This window comes from Streptomyces sp. NPDC002958 (assembly GCF_055563255.1).
In genome coordinates this window covers 52,489-73,022 of the sequence record NZ_JBVHDS010000015.1, presented here as the reverse complement: position 1 = coordinate 73,022, position 20,534 = coordinate 52,489, and the positions used below count along the sequence as shown (strand labels likewise).

General features: G+C 69.8%; 16 protein-coding genes and 1 pseudogene. 4 read left to right on the top strand and 13 right to left on the bottom strand.

What is annotated here, in order from left to right; all coding sequences use genetic code 11:
- Nucleotides 1–5 precede the first annotated feature (5 nt).
- The 7 genes and pseudogenes from ACZ3IC_RS23755 to ACZ3IC_RS23725 form a co-directional block, all read right to left on the bottom strand.
- Nucleotides 6–347, bottom strand: coding sequence for a hypothetical protein (locus tag ACZ3IC_RS23755; RefSeq protein WP_467418909.1), 342 nt, complete (start codon nucleotides 345–347; stop codon nucleotides 6–8).
- Nucleotides 348–376: 29 nt separating this feature from the next.
- Nucleotides 377–2,104, bottom strand: coding sequence for an aa3-type cytochrome oxidase subunit I (gene ctaD, locus ACZ3IC_RS23750; RefSeq protein ID WP_467418906.1), 1,728 nt, complete (start codon nucleotides 2,102–2,104; stop codon nucleotides 377–379).
- Between the two features lie 447 nt (nucleotides 2,105–2,551).
- Nucleotides 2,552–3,289, bottom strand: a pseudogene (locus tag ACZ3IC_RS23745) (SDR family oxidoreductase).
- A gap of 218 nt (nucleotides 3,290–3,507) precedes the next feature.
- Nucleotides 3,508–5,730: an NADP-dependent isocitrate dehydrogenase gene (locus tag ACZ3IC_RS23740; RefSeq protein WP_467418904.1), complete on the bottom strand. Its 2,223-nt coding sequence runs from the start codon at nucleotides 5,728–5,730 to the stop codon at nucleotides 3,508–3,510.
- 100 nt (nucleotides 5,731–5,830) lie between these two features.
- Nucleotides 5,831–6,877 (bottom strand): glutathione S-transferase family protein, encoded by a 1,047-nt coding sequence (locus tag ACZ3IC_RS23735; protein WP_467419021.1) that lies wholly within the window; start codon nucleotides 6,875–6,877, stop codon nucleotides 5,831–5,833.
- Between the two features lie 11 nt (nucleotides 6,878–6,888).
- On the bottom strand, nucleotides 6,889–8,403 hold the full coding sequence (locus ACZ3IC_RS23730) for an MFS transporter (RefSeq protein ID WP_467418902.1): 1,515 nt from the start codon (nucleotides 8,401–8,403) through the stop codon (nucleotides 6,889–6,891).
- Nucleotides 8,404–8,413: 10 nt separating this feature from the next.
- Complete coding sequence (locus ACZ3IC_RS23725) at nucleotides 8,414–8,950, bottom strand: hypothetical protein (protein ID WP_467418899.1); 537 nt, start codon at nucleotides 8,948–8,950, stop codon at nucleotides 8,414–8,416.
- 109 nt (nucleotides 8,951–9,059) lie between these two features.
- Here ACZ3IC_RS23725 and dhaK point away from each other — a divergent pair, with 109 nt between their 5' ends.
- The 3 genes from dhaK to ACZ3IC_RS23710 are packed head-to-tail and all read left to right on the top strand — an operon-like array spanning nucleotide 9,060 to nucleotide 11,089.
- Nucleotides 9,060–10,046, top strand: coding sequence for a dihydroxyacetone kinase subunit DhaK (gene dhaK / locus ACZ3IC_RS23720; RefSeq protein WP_467419020.1), 987 nt, complete (start codon nucleotides 9,060–9,062; stop codon nucleotides 10,044–10,046).
- Nucleotides 10,047–10,067: 21 nt separating this feature from the next.
- The gene (gene dhaL / locus ACZ3IC_RS23715; protein WP_467418898.1) at nucleotides 10,068–10,682 is read left to right on the top strand and encodes a dihydroxyacetone kinase subunit DhaL; all 615 of its coding nucleotides are present in this window, start codon (nucleotides 10,068–10,070) and stop codon (nucleotides 10,680–10,682) included.
- Nucleotides 10,679–11,089 (top strand): PTS-dependent dihydroxyacetone kinase phosphotransferase subunit DhaM, encoded by a 411-nt coding sequence (locus ACZ3IC_RS23710; protein ID WP_467418896.1) that lies wholly within the window; start codon nucleotides 10,679–10,681, stop codon nucleotides 11,087–11,089. The genes dhaL and ACZ3IC_RS23710 overlap by 4 nt, the downstream gene beginning before the upstream one ends.
- Before the next feature lie 109 nt (nucleotides 11,090–11,198).
- On the opposite strand, the gene ACZ3IC_RS23705 is transcribed toward ACZ3IC_RS23710, so the two are convergent.
- On the bottom strand, nucleotides 11,199–14,627 hold the full coding sequence (locus ACZ3IC_RS23705; RefSeq protein ID WP_467418895.1) for a phosphodiester glycosidase family protein: 3,429 nt from the start codon (nucleotides 14,625–14,627) through the stop codon (nucleotides 11,199–11,201).
- A gap of 314 nt (nucleotides 14,628–14,941) precedes the next feature.
- On the opposite strand from ACZ3IC_RS23705, the gene ACZ3IC_RS23700 reads away from it, so the two are divergent.
- Nucleotides 14,942–15,505, top strand: a complete 564-nt coding sequence (locus ACZ3IC_RS23700) for an NUDIX hydrolase (protein ID WP_467418893.1) — start codon at nucleotides 14,942–14,944, stop codon at nucleotides 15,503–15,505.
- Nucleotides 15,506–15,628: 123 nt separating this feature from the next.
- On the opposite strand, the gene ACZ3IC_RS23695 is transcribed toward ACZ3IC_RS23700, so the two are convergent.
- From ACZ3IC_RS23695 to ACZ3IC_RS23675, 5 genes are all read right to left on the bottom strand, one after another.
- Nucleotides 15,629–15,919 carry a hypothetical protein gene (locus ACZ3IC_RS23695; protein ID WP_467418892.1) on the bottom strand — a complete coding sequence of 97 codons (291 nt, stop codon included), beginning with the start codon at nucleotides 15,917–15,919 and terminating at the stop codon, nucleotides 15,629–15,631.
- Between the two features lie 112 nt (nucleotides 15,920–16,031).
- A complete protein-coding gene (locus ACZ3IC_RS23690) occupies nucleotides 16,032–17,072 on the bottom strand; it encodes an NAD(P)-dependent alcohol dehydrogenase (protein WP_467418891.1) in 1,041 nt (346 codons plus the stop codon).
- Nucleotides 17,073–17,183: 111 nt separating this feature from the next.
- A complete protein-coding gene (locus tag ACZ3IC_RS23685; RefSeq protein WP_467418889.1) occupies nucleotides 17,184–18,398 on the bottom strand; it encodes a PP2C family protein-serine/threonine phosphatase in 1,215 nt (404 codons plus the stop codon).
- 177 nt (nucleotides 18,399–18,575) lie between these two features.
- On the bottom strand, nucleotides 18,576–19,334 hold the full coding sequence (locus ACZ3IC_RS23680; RefSeq protein WP_467418888.1) for a GNAT family N-acetyltransferase: 759 nt from the start codon (nucleotides 19,332–19,334) through the stop codon (nucleotides 18,576–18,578).
- Nucleotides 19,331–20,251, bottom strand: coding sequence for an NADP-dependent oxidoreductase (locus ACZ3IC_RS23675; RefSeq protein WP_467418887.1), 921 nt, complete (start codon nucleotides 20,249–20,251; stop codon nucleotides 19,331–19,333). The genes ACZ3IC_RS23680 and ACZ3IC_RS23675 overlap by 4 nt, the downstream gene beginning before the upstream one ends.
- Nucleotides 20,252–20,534 lie beyond the last annotated feature (283 nt).

Below are 20,534 nucleotides of genomic sequence, written 5' to 3'. Positions count from 1 at the left end.
CCGGGTCAACGGGTCAGGAGGGTGACCGCCGTGCAGGTGCCGCCGACCGCGCCGACGAGCACAACACCGGCGGCCACACAGCGTGCCTTGAGCCTGCGGTAGCGGGCGTCGTATTCGCCGCGCAGCTCGGTGGCACGGGCGGAGATACGGCGGAGCATGGCCCGCGACGCGGCGACCCGGTCAGCGGTGTAGGCCCGTGCCACGTCCTCGCGCTGTGCCGTGGTCAGCCAGGGCAGCTCGTCGGTGAAGCGGCCGGCCTGTCGACGGGCCTCCTCGACCTCGGCGTTCCACAGGAGGTAGCCCTCCAGCTGTGCCAGGCCGCGGGCGCTGTCCTTGTCGGGGTCCATACGCTCCTCCTCTCCCCGGGCCGCCGCGCTCACGCCTGCTTGTCCCCCGGGGTCCACGTGGTCCCGGTGTCGGCACGTTTGATGGCTTCGTCCAGGGCGCGCACCGACGGGTGGTGCAGGTCGAACGCCGGGGACTCGGATCGGATCCGCGGCAGGGTGAGGAAGTTGTGTCGCGGCGGCGGGCAGGAGGTCGCCCACTCCAGCGAACGGCCGTAGCCCCACGGGTCGTCGACCCCGACGGTCCTGCCGTACTTGGCGGTCTTCCACACGTTGTAGAGGAACGGCAGCAGCGACAGACCGAGCAGGAACGAGGAGATCGTCGAGATCGTGTTCAGCGCGGTGAACCCGTCGACGGCGAGGTAGTCGGCGTATCGACGCGGCATTCCCTCGGCACCCAGCCAGTGCTGCACCAGGAACGTGCCGTGGAAGCCCACGAACAGCGTCCAGAAGGTGATCTTGCCGAGCCGCTCGTCCAAGATCTTGCCGGTGAACTTCGGCCACCAGAAGTGGAATCCGGCGAACATCGCGAAGACCACGGTCCCGAAGACGACGTAGTGGAAGTGGGCGACGACGAAGTACGAGTCCGAGACGTGGAAGTCAAGCGGGGGCGACGCCAGGATGACACCGGTCAGACCACCGAAGAGGAAGGTGACCAGGAAGCCGATAGACCAGAGCATCGGTGTCTCGAAGGACAACGACCCCTTCCACATCGTGCCGATCCAGTTGAAGAACTTCACACCGGTCGGCACCGCGATGAGGAAGGTCATGAACGAGAAGAACGGCAACAGCACACCGCCGGTGACGTACATGTGGTGCGCCCACACGGTCACCGAGAGACCCGCGATCGCGATCGTCGCGCTGATCAGACCGATGTAGCCGAAGATCGGCTTGCGGCTGAAGACCGGAATGATTTCACTGACGATCCCGAAGAACGGCAGAGCGATGATGTACACCTCCGGGTGGCCGAAGAACCAGAAGAGGTGCTGCCAGAGCAATGCGCCGCCATTGGCCGCGTCGAAGACGTGCGCACCGAACTTCCGGTCGGCCTCCAGCACCAGCAGGGCCGCCGCAAGGACCGGGAAGGCCAGCAGGACCAGCACAGCGGTCAGCAGCACGTTCCACACGAAGATCGGCATGCGGAACATCGTCATGCCGGGGGCGCGCAGGCCGATGATCGTGGTGATGAAGTTGACCGAACCGAGGATCGTACCGAAGCCGGAGAAGACCAGACCCATGATCCACATGTCGCTGCCGATACCCGGCGAGCGGACCGCGTCGGTCAGCGGTGAGTAGGCGAACCAGCCGAAGTCGGCCGCGCCCTGCGGGGTGAGGAAGCCGGCCACCACGATGATCGAGCCGAAGAGGTACAGCCAGTACGCGAACATGTTCAGCCGCGGGAACGCCACATCGGGCGCGCCGATCTGCAGCGGCATGATCCAGTTCGCGAATCCGGCGAACAGCGGCGTCGCGAACATCAGCAGCATGATCGTGCCGTGGATCGTGAACGCCTGGTTGAACTGCTCGCTCGAAAGGATCTGGATTCCGGGACGGGCCAGCTCGGCGCGCATGACCAGGGCCAGCACACCGCCGACGATGAAGAAGGCGAACGATGTGACCAGGTACAGCGTGCCGATCGTCTTGTGGTCGGTGGTCGTCAGCCATTTGACGACGACGTTTCCCGGTTCCTTGGCATGGACCGGGATCTCGTTCGCGTACGCCGCTTCTTCCTCGGCTGCCCCTGCTGTGCCCGTCGTCACTGGGACGCTCCTTCGATTGTCATTCGCGGGTGGACTGAGCACCCGGCAGGGGCGCTGCCTCCACCGGGCCGGCAGACAGGCCGGTCCCGCGCGCGTCACGCCAGATTCCAGGTGCAGCAAATCAGCCGCGGTGCCACTCTGTGCGGCCCTGCGCCCGCCGTCGCGTGACATTCACTCGTCAGGGCGTCCTCGGGCACGGGCCCCTGCCCGTTCGCACAAGGGTGATGCCGGTGCGTACTTCCGCATCGGTGACGGGCGGTGCCAGGGTCCGGAGTACGGCAGCGCAATTCGCGTGTACTACATCGGCAGTGACCACACACCGGTTCACGCCATCCACTCGTCATGGCGTTCCGGCTCGGCCCGAACTCCCCCACCGGTCAACGTTGTTACCGACAATGCCGGTGTACGCTCGGGTCGGCGACCGAACGCGGGCGCCCAGGCCGTCCCTCAGGCCAGTCCGCCCGTCGCACGCACATTCTGGCCTGTGATCCACCGGCCGTCGTGGCCTGCCAGGAAGGCGACCACATCGGCCACATCCGCGGGTTCCCCCAGTCGGCGCAGGGGGGTCATGCCGACGGCTGCCTCGAGCGCCTCCGGCTTGTTGGCTCCGCGCAGCGTCTCGGTGTCGGTCGCGCCGGGCGAGACGGTGTTCACCGTGATCCCGCGGGCTCCGAGTTCGTGGGCGGCAACGGCGGTGAGCTGCTCGACCGCGCCCTTGCCGGCGGCGTACGCAGAGATGCCGGGGCCCGGCCGCACGGTGTTCGCCGTGGAGATGTTCACGATGCGGCCGCCGTCGCTCATCCGCCGGGCCGCATGACGGATCGTCATGAAGACCGCTCTGGTGTTGACCGTCATCACCTTGTCGAACACCGCCGGGTCGATGTCCGCGATGAGGGACGGGGCGGGGCACAGTGCGGCGTTGTTCACCAGGATGTCCAGACCGCCCAGCTGCGCCTCGGCGGCTTCCATCAGTTACTCCGGCCCGTCCGGGTCAGCGAGATCGAGACGGACGGCCCAGGCCTTGCCCCCGTTGTCCTGCACCGTGCGAACGACCTCTTCGGCCGCGTCGTCGCTGGTGGCGTAGTTGAAGACCACATGTGCCCCGTCGCGGCACAGGCGCTCGACGATCGCGCGGCCGATGCCCCGCGATCCTCCGGTGACCACAGCTTTCCTGCCTGTCAGCACGGTCTCTCCCCCTCGAGGAACAGTTGATCCGGTTCGTTCGAACCTACCGGCGCGACGGCTCCGTGTACGCGATTGCGCGGAGAACCTCCGGCGTGGACCGAGCACCTTGGGTGCCGGACCAGCACACGGAACCGCCCCGGCCGGGCGTGGTGCCGGCCGGGGCGGGAGGGGCGAGGAGGCGCCTCGATGCGACGCCCCCTCCTTCCGTGACTCCTTCGTCAGCCGATGCCGGCGATGGCCTGCGTGAACGTCGCCGACGGACGCATGACGGCCGAGGCCTTGGCCGGGTCGGGCTGGTAGTAGCCGCCGATGTCGACCGGCGAACCCTGCACCGCGTTGAGCTCGTCGACGATGGTCTGCTCCTGCTCCGTCAGCGTCTTCGCGAGCCCGGCGAACGCCTGCGCGAGCTGAGCGTCGTCGGTCTGCTGCGCCAGCTCCTGGGCCCAGTAGAGGGACAGGTAGAAGTGGCTGCCGCGGTTGTCAATGCCGCCCAGCTTGCGGCTCGGCGACTTGTCCTCGTTGAGGAAGGTACCGGTCGCGCGGTCGAGGGTGTCAGCAAGGACCTGGGCACGCGCGTTGCCCGTGGTCGCCGCCAGGTGCTCGAAGCTGGCCGCGAGCGCGAAGAACTCGCCCAGGCTGTCCCAGCGCAGGTAGTTCTCCTTGACGAGCTGCTGGACGTGCTTGGGCGCGGAGCCGCCGGCGCCGGTCTCGAACAGTCCGCCGCCGTTCATGAGCGGGACGATGGAGAGCATCTTCGCGCTCGTGCCCAGCTCGAGGATGGGGAACAGGTCGGTCAGGTAGTCACGCAGCACGTTGCCCGTGACCGAGATGGTGTCCTCGCCGCGGCGGATGCGCTCCAGCGAGAACGCGGTCGCCTTCACCGGCGACATGATCTCGATCTGCAGGCCGTCGGTGTCGTGGTCGGCGAGGTACGTCTTGACCTTGGCGATCAGCTGCGCGTCGTGGGCGCGGTCCTCGTCGAGCCAGAACACGGCCGGGACACCGGTGGCGCGGGCCCGGGTGACGGCGAGCTTGACCCAGTCCTGGATCGGCAGGTCCTTGGCCTGGCACATGCGGAAGATGTCGCCCGCGCCCACGGCCTGCTCCAGCACGACGTTGCCACTGCCGTCGACGACCCGCACCGTACCGGTGGTGGGGATCTCGAAGGTCTTGTCGTGGCTGCCGTATTCCTCGGCCTTCTGCGCCATCAGGCCGACGTTCGGCACCGAGCCCATGGTCGACGGGTCGAAGGCTCCGTTGGCGCGGCAGTCGTCGATGACGACCTGGTAGACGCCCGCGTAGCTGCTGTCCGGGAGCACCGCGAGGGTGTCGGCCTCCTGGCCGTCCGGGCCCCACATGTGACCGGAGGTGCGGATCATGGCCGGCATGGAGGCATCGACGATGACATCGCTCGGTACGTGCAGGTTGGTGATGCCCTTGTCGGAGTCGACCATGGCCAGCGCGGGACCTTCGGCGAGCTCGGCCTCGAAGGACGCCTTGATCTCTGCGCCCAGGTGCGGCACCGAGTCCAGGCCCTTGAGGATGGCGCCCAGGCCGTCGTTCGGGGAGAGACCGGCCGCGGCGAGCACGTCGCCGTACTTGGCGAAGGTGTTCGGGAAGAAGGCGCGGACCACGTGGCCGAAGATGATCGGGTCGGAGACCTTCATCATCGTGGCCTTGAGGTGGACGGAGAACAGCACGCCCTCGGCCTTGGCCCGGGCGACCTGCGCGGTGAAGAACTCGCGCAGGGCCGCGACGCGCATGACCGCCGCGTCGACAACCTCGCCCGCGAGCACCGGCACCGACTCACGCAGAACGGTGGTGCTGCCGTCGTCACCCGCGAGCTCGATGCGCAGCGATCCGGCCTCGGCGATGACCGTGGACTTCTCGGTGGAGCGGAAGTCGTCGACGCCCATGGTGGCGACATTCGTCTTCGAATCGGCCGACCATGCGCCCATGCGGTGCGGGTGCGTCTTGGCGTAGTTCTTGACCGAGGCGGGGGCGCGGCGGTCGGAGTTGCCCTCGCGCAGCACGGGGTTCACCGCGCTGCCCTTGACCTTGTCGTAGCGCGCGCGGACGTCCTTGTCCTCATCGGTCTGCGGGTCGTCCGGGTAATCCGGCAGCGCGTAGCCCTGTGCCTGCAGCTCGGCAATGGCAGCCTTCAGCTGCGGGATCGAAGCCGAGATGTTCGGCAGCTTGATGATATTGGCCTCGGGCCTCTTGGCGAGTGCACCGAGCTCGGCGAGCGCGTCGTCGATGCGCTGGCTCTCCTCGAGACGCTCGGGGAAGCCGGCGATGATCCGCCCGGCCAGAGAGATGTCACGGCTCTCGACATTGACCCCGGCCGTCGAGGCGTAGGCCTGGACCACGGGCAAGAACGAATACGTCGCCAGGGCCGGGGCCTCGTCGGTGTGTGTATAGATGATGGTCGAGTCAGTCACCCTGTGCTCCGCTCCACGTATGCAACATTGCTTGACATCAAGATATCTCCTGAGCGTTGCCGACTCGACAGGGCCCTGCCCCCTGCTTCGGCAGGAGCCGTCACGGGCGCCGCGTTCCAGGACGCCCCGACGGGGAGACTTCCTCCCCGGGCGGCACCGGCCCCGGCGGGGTGCCGTCGCCGAAGGGACGTCCGTCCAGCTCTTCCCGGTGGTGCGGGGTCAGCCAGCCCGACAGATCCGGGCCGACGGGCACGATGCCAGTGGGGTTGATGCCGGTGTGGACCCGGTAGTAGTGCTGCTTGATGTGGCGGAAATCGACCGTGTCGCCGAAACCGGGGGTCTGGTACAGGTCTCTGGCGTACGCCCACAGAACACGGTCCTCGGCCAGCTTCGAGCGGTTGCACTTGAAGTGTCCGTGGTAGACGGCGTCGAAGCGCACCAGTGTGGTGAACAGCCTGATATCGGCTTCGGTGAGGGTTTCACCGACGAGATAGCGCCGGTCCGCGAGACGCTCGGACACCAGGTCCAGGCGGCGGAACACGTCCTGGTAGGCGGTTTCGTATTCGGACTGCTGCGCCGCGAAGCCCGCGCGGTACACGCCATTGTTGATATCACGGTAGATGCCCTGCATGACCTCGTCGATCTCGGCACGCAGGGCCTCGGGATACAGGTCGGGGGCGCCCTGCCGGTGCAGCGCGGTCCACTCGGTCGCGAGGTCCAGCGTGATCTGCTGGAAGTCGTTGGTGACGAGCCTGCCGCTGGGTACGTCGACGATCGCGGGCACGCTGACCCCGCCGGGGTGGTCCCGCTCCCTCGCGTTGTACGCCTCGCTGAGGTATCTGATGCCGAGCACGGGATCCCGTCCGCCTTCGTCCAGGGTGAAGCGCCAGCTGCGGTCGTCCTGGATCGGATCGGCGACGGCCAGCGAGAGGGCTCCCTCCAGCCCGAGGAGCCGCCGGGACACGAGTGCGCGGCTCGCCCACGGGCAGGCCCGGCTGACGACCAGCCGGTAGCGGCCGGCCTCGACGGGCCAGCCGTCCTGGCCGTCGGCGGTGATGCGATCGACGAAATGGCTTTTGGACCGTTTGAAGGGCTTGTGCCCGTACGCCGCGTTGCCGTCGGGCTCCGTGCCGGCAGCACCACTCATCTCACTCTCCCTCATGACGTTCTCCCTACGGATGGACTGCGGACGGCCCGTTGCGCACGGCTCCTGCTGCGACGCTCCCCGCGCACATCCGCCAGCCCGACGAGCAGAGCGGCCAGGACGAAGGCGACCGCGACGACGAGACCGTGGTCGTACGCGGTGGCCCAGCCGTCGCCGCCCAATTGGGCGAAGAACATCGAGCCGACCGCCGCGATCCCGATCGCCGACCCGACACGCTGGCCGGTCTGGAGGGTTCCGCCGGCGCTTCCCGCGGTGGCGACCGGTACTTCGGAGAGGGTCAACGTCTGATTCGGGGCGATGACCAGGCCGCTGCCCAGACCGGCCAGGAGCAGAGGTGCCACCATCGCCCACCCCGCGCCCCGTCCGGGCACCAGTTGTACGGCGAGCGCGGTGGCCGCCAGCCCCACGGCCACCGTGGTCAGCCCGGCCACGACGAGGGGACGTCCGAAGCGGCCGACCATTCGGCCACCGGGGCTTGCCGCGACGGCCGCGCCCAGCGCGAAGGGTGTGATGGCGAGTCCCGCCTGCAGAGCGGAGTAGTGCAGTCCGCTCTGCAGGTAGAGCGTGGTGACGAAGAAGATCGAGGTGAATCCGGCGAAGTACAGCAAGGTCAGCAGACAGCCCAGCCAGTAGGAGCGGACCCGGAAGAGCGACAGGTCGACGACCGGTTGCGTGCCACGCCTGCCGCACCGGGATTCCCAGCCGACGAAGACGGCGAGCAGCGCCACGGCCACCGCGAGCAGCAGCCACTTCCGGTTGCCGGGCCACTGCTGCGACTGGACGAAGGGCAGCAGCAGAGCCAGTACACCCGCGCCGAGCAGCAGGACGCCGAGGGGGTCGAGATCGCGCAGGCACACCCGACCGGCCGAGGGAGTGTCCGGGAGCAGGCGGCGGGCGAGCAGGAGACAGACGGCACCGAGCGGCAGATTGACGTAGAACACCCAGCGCCAGCCCTCCTGGGACCCGGCCGCCTGGATCAGCAGCCCACCGGAGAGCGGGCCGACAGCGGTGGAGATGGCGACCACGGTGCCGAACATGCCGAAGGCCCGGCCGCGCTCCTGGCCGGAGAACATCTGCTGGATCAACGCGGAGATCTGTGGCGAGATCATGGCTCCGGCGAGGCCCTGGGCCAGGCGGGCGATCACCAACCAGAGGCTGGACTGAGCGGCTCCGCAGGCTGCTGACGCCAGGGTGAACAGGGCAAGTCCGGTCATGAACACCTCGCGGCGTCCCCGCGCGTCTCCGAGCCGTCCCGCGGGGATCAGGAACAGACCGAAGGCCAGCGCGTATCCGGAGAGGACCCATTGCAGGTCGGACTCCGGGGTCCGGAGTCCTTCCCGGATCGACGGCAGGGCGACATTGACGATGGATACGTCCAGCAGGGTCATGAACCCCGCGATCAGACACACCGCGAGCGCCCGCCATCGGCGCGGGTCGGGGGTGTCGTGGCCGGAGGCAGAGTGAGCATCCCACCCCGCACCATCCCGGTGAGCTGCACTTTCTGCCATGGCTCGCACCCTAGGACCAAGCGCCTCGATACTCGTCCCGGCAGGGCCGCGACAGCGGATTTCCGGCATCCGTTGCAGCAGCGGACGGGCAGTACCGGGCGCAGGAAGGCCGACACCAATGCCGCAGACCGGTGGTCGGGGCGGCATCGGTCACCTTGGGCGTCTCGTTGACCGCGAGCATCTGGCTGAAGGCACCGAGTTCGCCGAACGACACCTCCCGGCGGGCCCGCAAGAGCCGGTGCGCCACTGTGAAGGAGTCGTGCGTGCCATCCCCGCGTGCGGCAAGGGTTTTGCGCAGCCGGTCGTCGTGATGGGCGAGCAGCTCGGCGACCCGGGTGCGGGTGCTGCCGGCAACGGGTCCGTGTGCGGGCAGCGGGCGAGCAAGCTGCTTGCTGACAACAAGGTGGAGTGGAGCGCCGATGGATCTGCTCGTTCCGTTCGACGCGTCGCTTCCCCGATGACACATGTCTGTCGATACTGGTGTCGTCATCGCACCAACCACGACCGGGTCGGAGCGCATTTGATGGCCAGTCAGAACAGTCGACACCGGACCCGCCGGACACCGCCATGGGCCACAACTCCGAACCTGCCCTGCTGACCAGGCAAAACCCTGCTGAGGGACCTGGCCGTACGCCTCGTAGGAGATACCGTTGAAGATGCTCATCAATGTCCCGGAAACCGTTGTCGCGGACGCACTGCGCGGTATGGCCGCCGCTCACCCGGAGCTGACCGTGGATGTCGAGAATCGTGTCGTTGTACGGCGTGACGCGCCGGTGGCCGGGAAGGTGGCGCTCGTCTCCGGGGGCGGGTCAGGGCACGAACCCTTGCATGCGGGGTTCGTCGGGCCCGGGATGCTGTCCGCGGCCTGTCCGGGGGAGGTGTTCACCTCGCCCGTGCCGGATCAGATGGTCCGGGCCGCCGCCGCGGTCGACAGTGGAGCAGGGGTGTTGTTCGTCGTCAAGAACTACACCGGTGACGTGCTGAATTTCGAAATGGCCGCCGAGCTCGCCGAGGACGAGGGCGTGCAGGTCACCCAAGTGCTCGTCAATGACGACGTGGCGGTGACCGACAGTCTGTTCACGGCGGGGCGGCGGGGCACGGGCGCGACCCTGTTCGTCGAGAAGATCGCCGGGGCGGCGGCCGACGAGGGGGCGCCGCTGGAGCGGGTGGAGGCCATCGCCCGGCGGGTGAACGAGGCCTCGCGGAGTTTCGGGGTGGCGCTCAGCGCCGTCACCACGCCCGCCAAGGGGACTCCCACATTCGATCTGCCACCGGGCGAGCTGGAGCTGGGGATCGGGATTCATGGCGAGCCGGGGCGGGAGCGGCGTCCGATGATGACATCGCGGGAGATCGCGGACTTCGCGGTGGACGCGGTGTTGGAGGACCTGCGGCCGAGCACACCGGTGATCGTGCTGGTCAACGGGATGGGTGCGACGCCACTGCTGGAGCTGTACGGGTTCAATGCCGAGGTGCAGCGGGTGCTGTCCGAGCGGGGTGTCGTTGCGGCTCGTACGCTCGTGGGGAACTATGTGACCTCGCTCGACATGGCGGGCTGTTCGGTGACGCTCTGCCAGGTGGACGAGGAGCTGCTGCGCCTCTGGGACGCGCCGGTGGAGACGCCTGCGCTGCGCTGGGGCCGTTGACCCTCCCGACAAGGAGATCATGTGCTCGACACCGACTTCTTCCACCGTTGGATGAACGCAGCCGCGGCTTCCGTGAACCGCGAGGCGGACCACCTCACCGAGCTCGACTCCGCGATCGGGGACGCCGATCACGGCAGCAATATGCAGCGCGGGTTCGCCGCGGTGACGGCGACCCTGGACAAGGAAGCACCACCGACTCCGGGTGCGGTGCTGATGCTCGCCGGACGGCAGTTGATCTCGACGGTCGGCGGGGCTTCGGGGCCGTTGTACGGGACACTGCTGCGGCGTACGGGCAAGGCCCTGGGCGACGCGCCCACCGTGACGCCGCAGCAGTTGGCGGAGGCGCTCGGGGTGGGCGTCGCGGCCGTGGCCCAGCTGGGCGGGGCACAAGCCGGGGACAAGACGATGCTCGATGCGCTGCTGCCGGCCGTCGAGGCGCTCGTGACGTCGTTCGGGGCGGCCCGGGACGCGGCGGAGGCGGGGGCGCTGGCGACGGTACCGCTGCAGGCCCGCAAGGGCAGGGCGAGTTACCTGGGTGAGCGCAGCATCGGGCATCAGGATCCGGGGGCGACGTCCTCCGCCCTGCTGATCGCGGCGCTTGCCGAGACCGACGGTGCGCGTGGAGGTGACGCATGAGCGGCGGGAAGCAGGTCGGGATCGTGCTGGTCTCGCACAGCGGGCCGGTGGCCGAGTCCGTCGCCGAGCTGGCCAGGGGCCTCGCTGCCGGTGGTGCGACGGCGCCGGTCGCCGCGGCCGGTGGTACGCCCGCGGGTGGCCTCGGCACGAGCGCGGAGCTGATCGCCGAGGCCGCCAGGTCGGTGGACGGCGGTGTGGGCGTCGCGCTGCTGGTCGATCTGGGCAGCGCGGTGCTCACGGTCAAGACGATGCTGGCGGAGGGCGACGAACTGCCGGACGGCTCGCTGCTGGTGGACGCGCCGTTCGTCGAGGGTGCGGTGGCCGCCGTGGTCACCGCGTCGGCGGGCGGCGACATCGCGGCGGTGGATGCTGCGGCGTCGGAGGCGTACGGATACCGCAAGGTGTAGGCAGGCGGAATTCCGCGGTCGGTGAGGCCGCCGCGCACCGGGCGTTCATGGGTGCGGGGCGGCCTCGGGGCTGTCCGGCCGTCGATCCTCCGGGCCGGCCCTCGGTCCGTCAGGCCGCCGACGCGACCCCTGCCTCCTTGATCCTGATCTGCACCTTCTGTGTACTGCCGTTGACGGTCACGGCGAGCGTGATCGTGCCCGGCCGGAGAGCGGTGAGGGTGCCGGTGGTCGGGTCGAGGACGGCCGTGTGGCGGTGGCGGGCGTCGCCCCGGTCGCCGATGTGGACGTTCGGGGACCCGGTCCAGTCCGCGGCCAGCGGGAAGCCGACCGGGACATCGCGGGCGCCCTGAGTGACGGTCGCCGTGACCCTCGTCCGGCTTCCGGCGCCGAGCACCGAGGGCGCCTCGATCTCCAGCGCGTCGACATGCGCACGGGTCTGTACGGAGACCCAGTCGGGCCCGCCCTGCCACGGCCGCTGCCGCGCGGCGGCCTGTTCGCCGGACGTGATGTGGTCGGCGCCGACAAGCGACCAGCCGGTGAAGCCGCCCTCGTCCGTCGGCCCGGCCGGTGCCTTGCCGGAGTTGCCGTTGATCAGATACGGCACTCCGTCGACGTGCGAGGCGTGGAAGACCCCGACATGGCTGCCGATGAAGGCCGCGCCCTTGCCCGTCTCACGGCGGAAGTCGGCGAGCCACTGTTCGACGAGGGCCGCCTCCTTGCGGTCGCCGAGCTGGCTGCCCTTCTGTACGGTCGGGTCGCGCGGCGGCACGTGCTCGATCAGCATGACCGAGTCGACGGTCTTGTCCTTCGCTGCCGCGTCCAGCTGGGCGCGGAACTGTTCGATCTGGGCGAAGCCTCCGCCGCGCAGGCTGAGGCTGGATGTGTCGAGCGTGACGAAGCGGGTGCCCTTGTGATCGAACGTGCGCTGGGCGGGCCCGAATTCGGTGACGAAATTGTCGATCCTGCCGCCCATCACCTCATGGTTGCCCGGTACGTAGTACCAGGGCAGCGAGTCGCCGAGTTCCTCGGTGAGGATCCGGCGGGCGAAGGCCAGGTCCGCGGGTGTTCCCTCATCGACGAGGTCGCCGTTGATCACCAGGAAGTCCGGGCCGGCCGCCTTGATCTCACGCAGGGTGCGCCGTGCCTGGGTGACGATCGCGCTGTCCGGGTCGCGGGCGACGAACTGGGCGTCGGACATCACCGCGAACTGCCAGTCCCTGCGTTCGGTCACGGCCGCCGGGTCGATCAACGGGTCAGCGGCCGCGGCCTGTTCGGGAAGGTCGACGGTGGGCGGCACCTGGGCGGTGAGTTCGTCGATGGCGATCTCACCCGTGTACTGCTTGGCGGCCGCGGTCTCCGCCAGGTAGAAGCGGAACACGGAGAGCGGCATGGCGGCTCCCGGCGGCACGGCGAAGGTGACCTGCCGCCAGCCGGTCCAGGTGACGTACGGTCCTCGCAGCAACTGGTCGGAGCCTGCGGCGTCCTTGAGGTGCAGGGTCGGCCAGGCACCCTTGCCGTCACCCTTGATCCACAGCTTGAACGACTGGGGCTGGCCGGGCACGGTGACCGGCTGGGGCGGGGCGGCGTAGGCGGCGCGGGTGGCGGTGGACTGGGTGAAGTCGTAGGTGAGCTTCAGTCCGGTGCCGGTGTGGCCGTCGGGTGTGGCAGCGAGCGAACCGCTCGCCCGGGCCTGGCTGAATTTCCAGGACGCGGCGTCGTCGAAGGAGGAGACGGCCTGTTCGGTGAGGCCGACGCTGACGGCGAGGACGGTGGTGGCCCCGGCCACGGTCGCCTCGATCTGTCCGGAGCCGGCGCCGGTGCGTGAGGTGACGGTGAAGGAGCCCCGGCCGTCGTCCCGGACATCGAAGAGTGTGTGGTCGTAGTCGAGGTCGATGTCGCGCGGTTCGACGGGGGCGCTGGTGCCGTGGGCGTCGAGTCCGACGATGCCGAACGTGCCGGTGGCCTCGGCGTCGGCGAGGCCCACGCGCTGGGTGGTCGGCTCGATCCGGGCCAGCTTGTCGAGCACGGTCAGGGAGGTGCTGCCGTGCGCGGATCCGTGTTCGGCGCGTACGTCGGTGGTGCCGCTGCGGCGGGCGGTGAAGAGCCCGTTGCCGTCGACCGTACCGACGGAACCTCGTGCGGTACGCCAGTGCGGGGTGCCGTGCGCGGGGCCGTACGTCTCGTCGTATCCCGTCGCGGTGAGCCGTCGGGTGAGTCCGGGGAAGACCCGGTCGGGGTGACCGCCCTCGACGGGGTCGACGCCCGGCGCGGAACCGGCGGGCGTACGGGGCTGTACCCAGAAGCCCTTGAGCCGGCCGCTGCCGTCGGGGGCGGTGAGGGCGAGGCCATTGGGGACGGTGCGTTCGCTGCCGTCCGAGGGGCTGTTCTCCACCCGGAGCGCGTCGCTGCCGGGCGCGCGCGCCACCAGGGCCGACGATCCGCCACCGTCCAGGTTGAGTGCGCTGTACGAGCCGGCGCGCCGCATCATCAGACCGAGTTCGGTGAGGGTGACGCCGCCGCTGTCGGCCTGCCGCCCGTCGACGGTGAGGATCTGCATGGTCCGGCCGTCCTTGGAGAAACCGACGGCGGTGCGGGGTGCGGCGGTGTTGTTGCCCTCGCCTTCGTGGTTCTGCGCGACTCCGTCGACGACGAGGAGTTCGCGTCCTCCGACGGCGGTGCGCGGCACGGCTCCGCTGTCGGTGCGCGCCCGGTAGGCCAGGGACACCGGGTCTCCGGGCTTCAGGGCGCCGAGCGCGACGGCCCCGGCTTCACGGCCGACCAGGACGGTGGTGTCGTCGGGGACGGGCCCCGATCCAGGGGTGTCCGAGACGGAGACGACCTTGCCGTCCCGCACCACCGCTTCGGTCACCGGCCTCGCGTTGTCCACGGTCAGGGCACGGTCGGCGGTTCCCCAGGCGGAGGTGTACGCGCCCACTCCCCCGGCCGGCACATTGGCAGCGTTGTACGCGGCGAGCGGCTGCTGCCCGGCGGGCAGCGTGAGCGTCCCCTCGAAGTACAGGTTCAGGATGCGGCCGGCGCTGTCGGGACCGATGCCGACGGCCCGGCTGGCTCCCGAGGCGGGTGACTGGACGGTGACGCCGTCCTTGATGCCGATTCCCTCGGGCGCACCGGTCTGGTTGATGTCGAAGAAACCGCCGTTGATCGCGGCGATGGTGCGCCGGCCGCGGCCCGCGTCGTGTCCGGCGGCCAGTTCGGAGACCGTGCGCCGGTCGGAGACCTTGCCGGAGGAGAGATAGTCGGCGTGTACGCCGCTGTCGGCGAGGTCGACGGAGAGGGAGTCGACCCGCAGCCACTTGTCGGATTCGAGCCGGTCGTACGAGTTGAGGCGTACTCCCGGGGCGATCGGGCGCGACGTACGTGCGGTCTCGATGCCGTCGCCGTCCGCGACCGATCGTGATTTCCCTGCCGGGTTGCTCGCAGCTGGTGGGGCGACCGGTCTGAGGACTTCGGCGGAGGTATGTGGGCGGGGGTCGGGGGTCGAATCGGCGAGGGCGGGAGAGATCACGCCGACCGTCATCGCGGTCACCGTCGCGAGCAGCACGAGCGGTCGCGCGACCCTTCCGCGCCCTCGCCCTGCCCTCCCGCGCGGTCCGCTCGTTGTGCCGACTATGCCAAGGACCACAAATCCTCCTGGAATCCCGATGGTTGCGCGGCCCGGCCCTCGGGCAGAAAGCGCTTTCGGCGGACAGCATGGCCGCAGGCGCATCCGCGCACCAGGGGGCATCGGGAACCTCAGGGGAAACAGGGCGCGTCGACTCGATGACGGCAATGATCACCGGGAAGGGGTGTCGTCCGCGGCGGCGTGCCCTGCCAGGTCACAGACTTGACGGCATGTCATCCCAGAAGCGCGCCACGCGCAGTGCGGGTCTTCTCCTGTTCCGTCGGCTGAACGGGGCCACGGACGACGGGGCCACGGACGACGGGGCCACGGACGACGGCGCCGGTTTCGAGGTGCTCATCGGGCATATGGGCGGCCCGTTCTGGGCGGGCCGCGAGAGCGCGGCGTGGTCGATCCCCAAGGGTGAGTACGGCCCCGACGAGGAGCCCTCGGCCGCTGCCCGCCGAGAGTTCGAGGAGGAGTTCGGCCGTCCGGCACCGGACGGTGATTGGGTGGCGCTCGGTGAGGCCCGTCAGGCAGGCGGCAAGATCGTGACGGTGTGGGCGATGGAGGCGGATCTCGATGCTGCGGCGGCCGTTCCCGGGACGTTCACCATGGAGTGGCCGAGAGGGTCCGGTGTGCTGCGGGAGTTCCCGGAGGTCGACCGGTTCGCCTGGTGCGCGCTCCAGGAGGCTGCGGAGCGGCTCGTCACGGGGCAGCGGGTCTTCCTCGATCGGCTGCGGGAACACGTGAGGGAGGGACGGGTGACGCCCGTTCAGGACGGGGACGGGTCCTGAGCAGGATGTTCGGCGGCGGTGCGGTTGGCCTCCGGGCCTTGCGGCTGGTCCCCGGCGGTGCGGTTGGCCTCCGGGCCCTGCGGCTGGTCCCCGGCGGTGCGGTTGGCCTCCGGGCCCTGCGGTTTATCCCCGGCGGTGCGGGGTCTCTTCACCCCTGCCCCGGCTCACGAAGGACCGTTCCCACCCGATGCGACCGGGCAGCCGCCGTACAGCTCCAGCCAGTCGCCGGTTTGCCGGGTGAAAGCTCGCGAGCAGCTGCTCGAACCCGGTCGCCGACACCTGGCCCTGACGGGCGCTGTCGCGCCACGGCAGCAGACCGGCCCGCCCTGCGCGCATCATCGGCTGATCGGGAAAAGCGACGACGGTCAGCTCGATCACCAGTCCGGTCAGCGTCATCAGTGCGACGAATTCCATCCGCGCAGTCTCATGGGTGTGCGGTGCGGTGCGCGTCGGTCGCGGGTTCGACCCTGCGGACCGTCGCACTGGACGACGGCCCGCAGGGTCCTGAGAGGGATGGCTGGTCCGGTCAGCCGTTGGGGAGGATCACCGCGCGGCCGTTGATCTTGCCGTAGTGGAGTCGCTCGTATGCCAGCGGCGCCTCGTCCAGCGTGTAGGTCTCGACGTGGACCTCAACCGATCCGGCGCGGGCGAGGTCGAGCACCTCGATGAGTTCGGAGCGCGATCCCCAGTACGGGGAGGTCACCGTCGTGCTGTACGGCAGGGAGCCGAAGCCGACCGGCAGCGCACCGCCGCCGAGGCCGACGATCGTGACATCGGAATCGATGGCGGCCACCGCCCCGGCCGTGGCGACGGTCGGGGGTGCTCCGACGAAGTCGAGGATGACTTGTGCGCCGACACCACCGGTCAGTTCACGGACCTTCGCCGCGGCGTGCTCGTCGGAGAGCAAGGTCTCGTGAGCACCGACGGCACGGGCCAGCGCGAGCTTTTCCTCCGTGACGTCGAGGGCGATGACCCGGACGGCCGTCATCGCGCGCAGCAGTTGGATCGCGACGTGGCCGAGGCCACCGGTGCCGATGACGACAGCGGTGGCGCCGGGCACCAGTTTGGGCAGGGACCGCTTGATCGCGTGGTACGGGGTCAGGCCGGCGTCGGTGAGCGGTACGGCCTGGACCGGGTCGAGGTCGTCGAGCGGCACCAGATGGCGGGCGTCGTCGACGATCATGTACTCGGCCATGGCGCCGGGCGAACCGAGTCCGGGCGGGGCGATGCCGAGCTCCTTGGCGCGCAGGCAGTAGTTTTCCTTGCCCTCGGCACACTTGATGCACGTACCGCAGCCCCAGGGGCCGTAGACCGCGACGGACTCGCCGACCGTAAGGCCGCTCACTCCGTCGCCGAGCGCGGCGACGGTGCCGACGCCTTCATGGCCGAGGGTGAGCGGAAGCGGGAAGGGGGTCTGCTCCGCGGGCAGGCTCATCACGGCGAAGTCGGAGTGACAGACGCCTGCGGCGGTGACCTTCAGCAGCACTTGGCCGGGGCCGGGCTCCGGATCGGGCACAGTGACGACCTCGGGTGCTGAGCCGACGGCGCGGTACTGAACGGCCTTCATGGGATGCTCCTCACTCTTTCTTCGTGTTCTGTTGCTCGCCCCCGGTCGCCATGGATGTGACCGACTTCGCGTCCGTCCCCGCCCTGTCGCTCTACCGGTTGCTGAGTCGCTCTACCGGTTGCTGAACGTCTCCGCGGCCCGGCGAGCGCCGTGGCCGGTCACCAGGGGCCGGGAGTGGCTGCCGTCCGGTGGCCGGCACAGGGCGAGCGCGGCGATGTCGTCGCGCCGCACGCCTTCGGAGAAGGCCTCCAGGTCGTCATGGAGTGCGTCCAGAACCTCGCGCGGCCCCCGCTCGGCCCAGTGGCCCAGCCGGGCGTCCAGCGGATAGAAGTCGCCCGATGCGTCGCGGGCCTCGGTGACCCCGTCGGTGAAGACCAGGAGCGTGGCACCGGGCGGGAAGTCCAGCTCTTCCGCGATCCGTGCCTCCGCGCTGAGCTCCGCCATGCCCAGCGGAACGGATGTGCGGTGCAGCGGAACCGGGCAGGCCACGCCGTCGTGCAGCAGCCGGGGCGGCAGATGGCCGCAGTTGACGGCCTGTACCCGGTCCTCCCCGTCGAAGCCGAGCACCAGCGCGGTGACAAAGCGTTCGACCTCCCCGGTCTGGGAGGAGAATTCGTTGTGCCGGGCGACCGCGTCCTCCAGGGCATCGACCACTCCGGTCAGGGTGGGCTCGCGAATCGCCGCTTCCCGGAACGCTCCGAGCACGGCGAAGCCCGCCCCGATCGCGGGGAGCCCCTTGCCCTGGACATCCCCGATGATCACCCGGGTTCCGTAGGGCGACTGGACGACCTCGTAGATGTCTCCGCCGACCAGGTGGTCCTCCTCGATCGGCGTATATATGCCATGGGCGAAGATCCGGTCGGTCAGGATGGGCAGAGGGCGCAGAATCTGCCGCTGGAGCGCGACGGCGGCGCGGCGCAGCCTGGCTATCTCGGAGGCATGGCGGAGCCGCAGCGCGCAGGCACCGACACCCAGAAAGCAGGCCAGCACGGTGAAGACGACGCTGCTGGTGACGTCCCAGAACGATCCCCCGGTCAGCAGCCGTGAGAAGACGACGACGGTCATGATCCATGAGGCGACGCCCATGGTCTGCCGGATCGTTCCGAAGACGGAGACGAGCGCGGGCACGACCACCATGAGCGGAATGAGGCGCAGTTCCTCACCGATCGGGATGTCGAGCATGCAGACCAGGGCGGTCAGCAGTATCAGACCGCCGAACAACGCCCCGTTCCCGACCCGGGGAGCATAGACTGCCGCCTCCCCCGCATCCATACCCGGGAGCGTCGCTCCACGCGTCGCCTCCTCGCGCTGGAGCCCGATCGTCACGGCCCATTCCTCCCGGGATCTGCCGGCCCGGCGCCGGCGTTCATTCCCAAGTCCACCGGAGCACGGGAGGCAGCACACGAGGCTTACGGCCTCTCGGAGTGCGCCGAAGGTCCCGAAACGGGAGATGGCAGTGACCTTCGGCCCGGAAGTCCCGGGCCGAAGGTCCTGTATCGCGGGTCAGCGCACGGCTGCCGTACGTCCGTCGGCCCCCGACAGGTGCGTCGGCGGGTGCTCCGGTACGACCGCGGAGAGAAAGGACGTCCGGCGGCGGAGCACGAATCCCAGCGATTCGTAGAGCCGGACAGCGTTGGTGTTGGAGGCGGAAGCGTGCAGGAACGGTGTTTCGCCGCGGTCCTTGATCTCGTGGGCGACGGCGAGGACGAGCGCGCTGCCGAGCCCCTGCCCGCGCACGGACTCATCCGTGCAGACGCCGCTGATCTCGCTCCAGCCGGGTGGGTGCAGACGTTCGCCCGCCATCGCGACGAGCGCCCCTTCGCGCCGTACGCCGAGGTAGGTGCCGATTTCGACCGTACGGGGCAGGAACGGCCCCGGGCGGGTGCGGGCGACCAGGTCGAGCATCTCGGGCACATCGGCGGGTCCGAGCCGTACGGCCTCCGGAAACGGGGCCGCCGCGATCCCGGCGTCGACGAGCTGGACGCCCTCGGCGTGGAAGGTGATCATCCAGCCGTCCGGCGGCGGTTCACGGAAGGCGGTGATGGTGACGGCGCCACCGGGTCCGGCGAGCGCTGCGGCGTCGGCCCAGTCCTCAGCCTCCGGCGCGTCCGGGATCGCGACCCAGGGGGCCACGTCCGCCGGGTAGCGCAGGACACGGCCGCGGCGCTCGGCGAAGTGGGCGTGCGGGCCGGTCAGCGCGGCGCGGACCGGGTCGTCCAGCGGGTGCGCGTCAGCGGCAGCAGGGGCCTGCGGCGCGCTCATGCGGTCACCTCGATCACGATCTTCCCGCGCGCATGTCCGCTCTCCACGGCGCGCAGCGCTTCTCCCGCCTCGGCGAGCGGGAACGTCCGGGTCACATGTGTCCGCAGGGCTCCGGTGACGACGAGGTTCGCCACCTCGTCGAGGACGACCGCGGTGCGGGCCCGAGCGACTGCAGCCCCGCCGAGTTCCTCCGCCAGTGGCTTGCCGCCGGCGCTGATCAGTGCGGCCGGGGCCGCGAGCAGCGGGGCCACGGACCTCAGGGTGTCGCCGCCGACCAGGTCGAAGACCGCGTCGATGCCGTCGGGAGCCGCTGCCCGCACCCGGTCGGCGAGACCCGGACCGGATGCGACGTGCACCGCGCCGAGGGACTCGACGAAGTCCTTCTTGGCCGCGCTCGCGGCGCCGATGACATGGACACCGGCATTCCGTGCGAGCTGTGCCGCGATGGTTCCGACACCGCCTCCGGCACCGGTGATCAGCAGCGTCGAGCCGGGGGCGGTACCGAGCTGGCGCACGCCGTCGTACGCGGTGGCCGCCGCGACCGGCAGCACGGCCGCGTCGGTGAACGACAGACCGGCGGGCCTGTGCGCGGTCACAGCGACGGGCAGCAGCGTGTACTCGGCGTACCCGCCGGTCACCGAGTTGCCGAAGACCTCGTCCCCGACCGCGAATCCTTCGACACCCGGGCCCACGCCCTCGACGACTCCGGCGGCTTCGCTGCCGAAGACGGTGGGGAACGGCTGCGGCTCACTGCCAGGCCTGATGTACCCCGTGCGCAGCTTCCAGTCGACCGGGTTCACTCCGGCCGCCCGGACGGCGACGAGGAGCTCGCCGGGGCCCGGCACCGGCGCGTCCTGCTCAATGAGGGCCTCCACCTCCGGTCCGCCGTTGCGGGTGAACACGTACGCCTTGGGCATGAGCTCCCTCTCTCCTGTTCGTGGCACCGCCGGTTCACGGCACGGGATGGTCCATGGCGCCTGCGGTCCGGCCGGTCACCGATCGCCACAGCAGCAGGAAGGTCTTTTTCCGTGCACCTATTCCCGGGCCGGTGAAGTGTTCGTCTGGCCGCATTGTCCGCGGACGCCGCCCGTGACCGGATCCACGATCTTGTTCACGAGGAGTTCGAGCAGCCTCGTCCGTTCCCGGGCGATCGGTCCACGTCACGGTCGGTCTGCCCACATCCCCGCGTCCACCGGAGGC

What these genes read in the sequence shown, in the direction of transcription:
- ACZ3IC_RS23755 (WP_467418909.1), bottom strand. Translation starts at nt 347, where the DNA reads ATGGACCCCGACAAGGACAGCGCCCGCGGCCTGGCACAGCTGGAGGGC.
- ACZ3IC_RS23735 (WP_467419021.1), bottom strand. Translation starts at nt 6,877, where the DNA reads ATGAGTGGTGCTGCCGGCACGGAGCCCGACGGCAACGCGGCGTACGGG.
- ACZ3IC_RS23730 (WP_467418902.1), bottom strand. Translation starts at nt 8,403, where the DNA reads ATGGCAGAAAGTGCAGCTCACCGGGATGGTGCGGGGTGGGATGCTCAC.
- dhaK (WP_467419020.1), top strand. Translation starts at nt 9,060, where the DNA reads ATGCTCATCAATGTCCCGGAAACCGTTGTCGCGGACGCACTGCGCGGT.
- ACZ3IC_RS23710 (WP_467418896.1), top strand. Translation starts at nt 10,679, where the DNA reads ATGAGCGGCGGGAAGCAGGTCGGGATCGTGCTGGTCTCGCACAGCGGG.
- ACZ3IC_RS23705 (WP_467418895.1), bottom strand. Translation starts at nt 14,627, where the DNA reads ATGACGGTCGGCGTGATCTCTCCCGCCCTCGCCGATTCGACCCCCGAC.
- ACZ3IC_RS23700 (WP_467418893.1), top strand. Translation starts at nt 14,942, where the DNA reads ATGTCATCCCAGAAGCGCGCCACGCGCAGTGCGGGTCTTCTCCTGTTC.
- ACZ3IC_RS23695 (WP_467418892.1), bottom strand. Translation starts at nt 15,919, where the DNA reads ATGGAATTCGTCGCACTGATGACGCTGACCGGACTGGTGATCGAGCTG.
- ACZ3IC_RS23690 (WP_467418891.1), bottom strand. Translation starts at nt 17,072, where the DNA reads ATGAAGGCCGTTCAGTACCGCGCCGTCGGCTCAGCACCCGAGGTCGTC.
- ACZ3IC_RS23680 (WP_467418888.1), bottom strand. Translation starts at nt 19,334, where the DNA reads ATGAGCGCGCCGCAGGCCCCTGCTGCCGCTGACGCGCACCCGCTGGAC.
- ACZ3IC_RS23675 (WP_467418887.1), bottom strand. Translation starts at nt 20,251, where the DNA reads ATGCCCAAGGCGTACGTGTTCACCCGCAACGGCGGACCGGAGGTGGAG.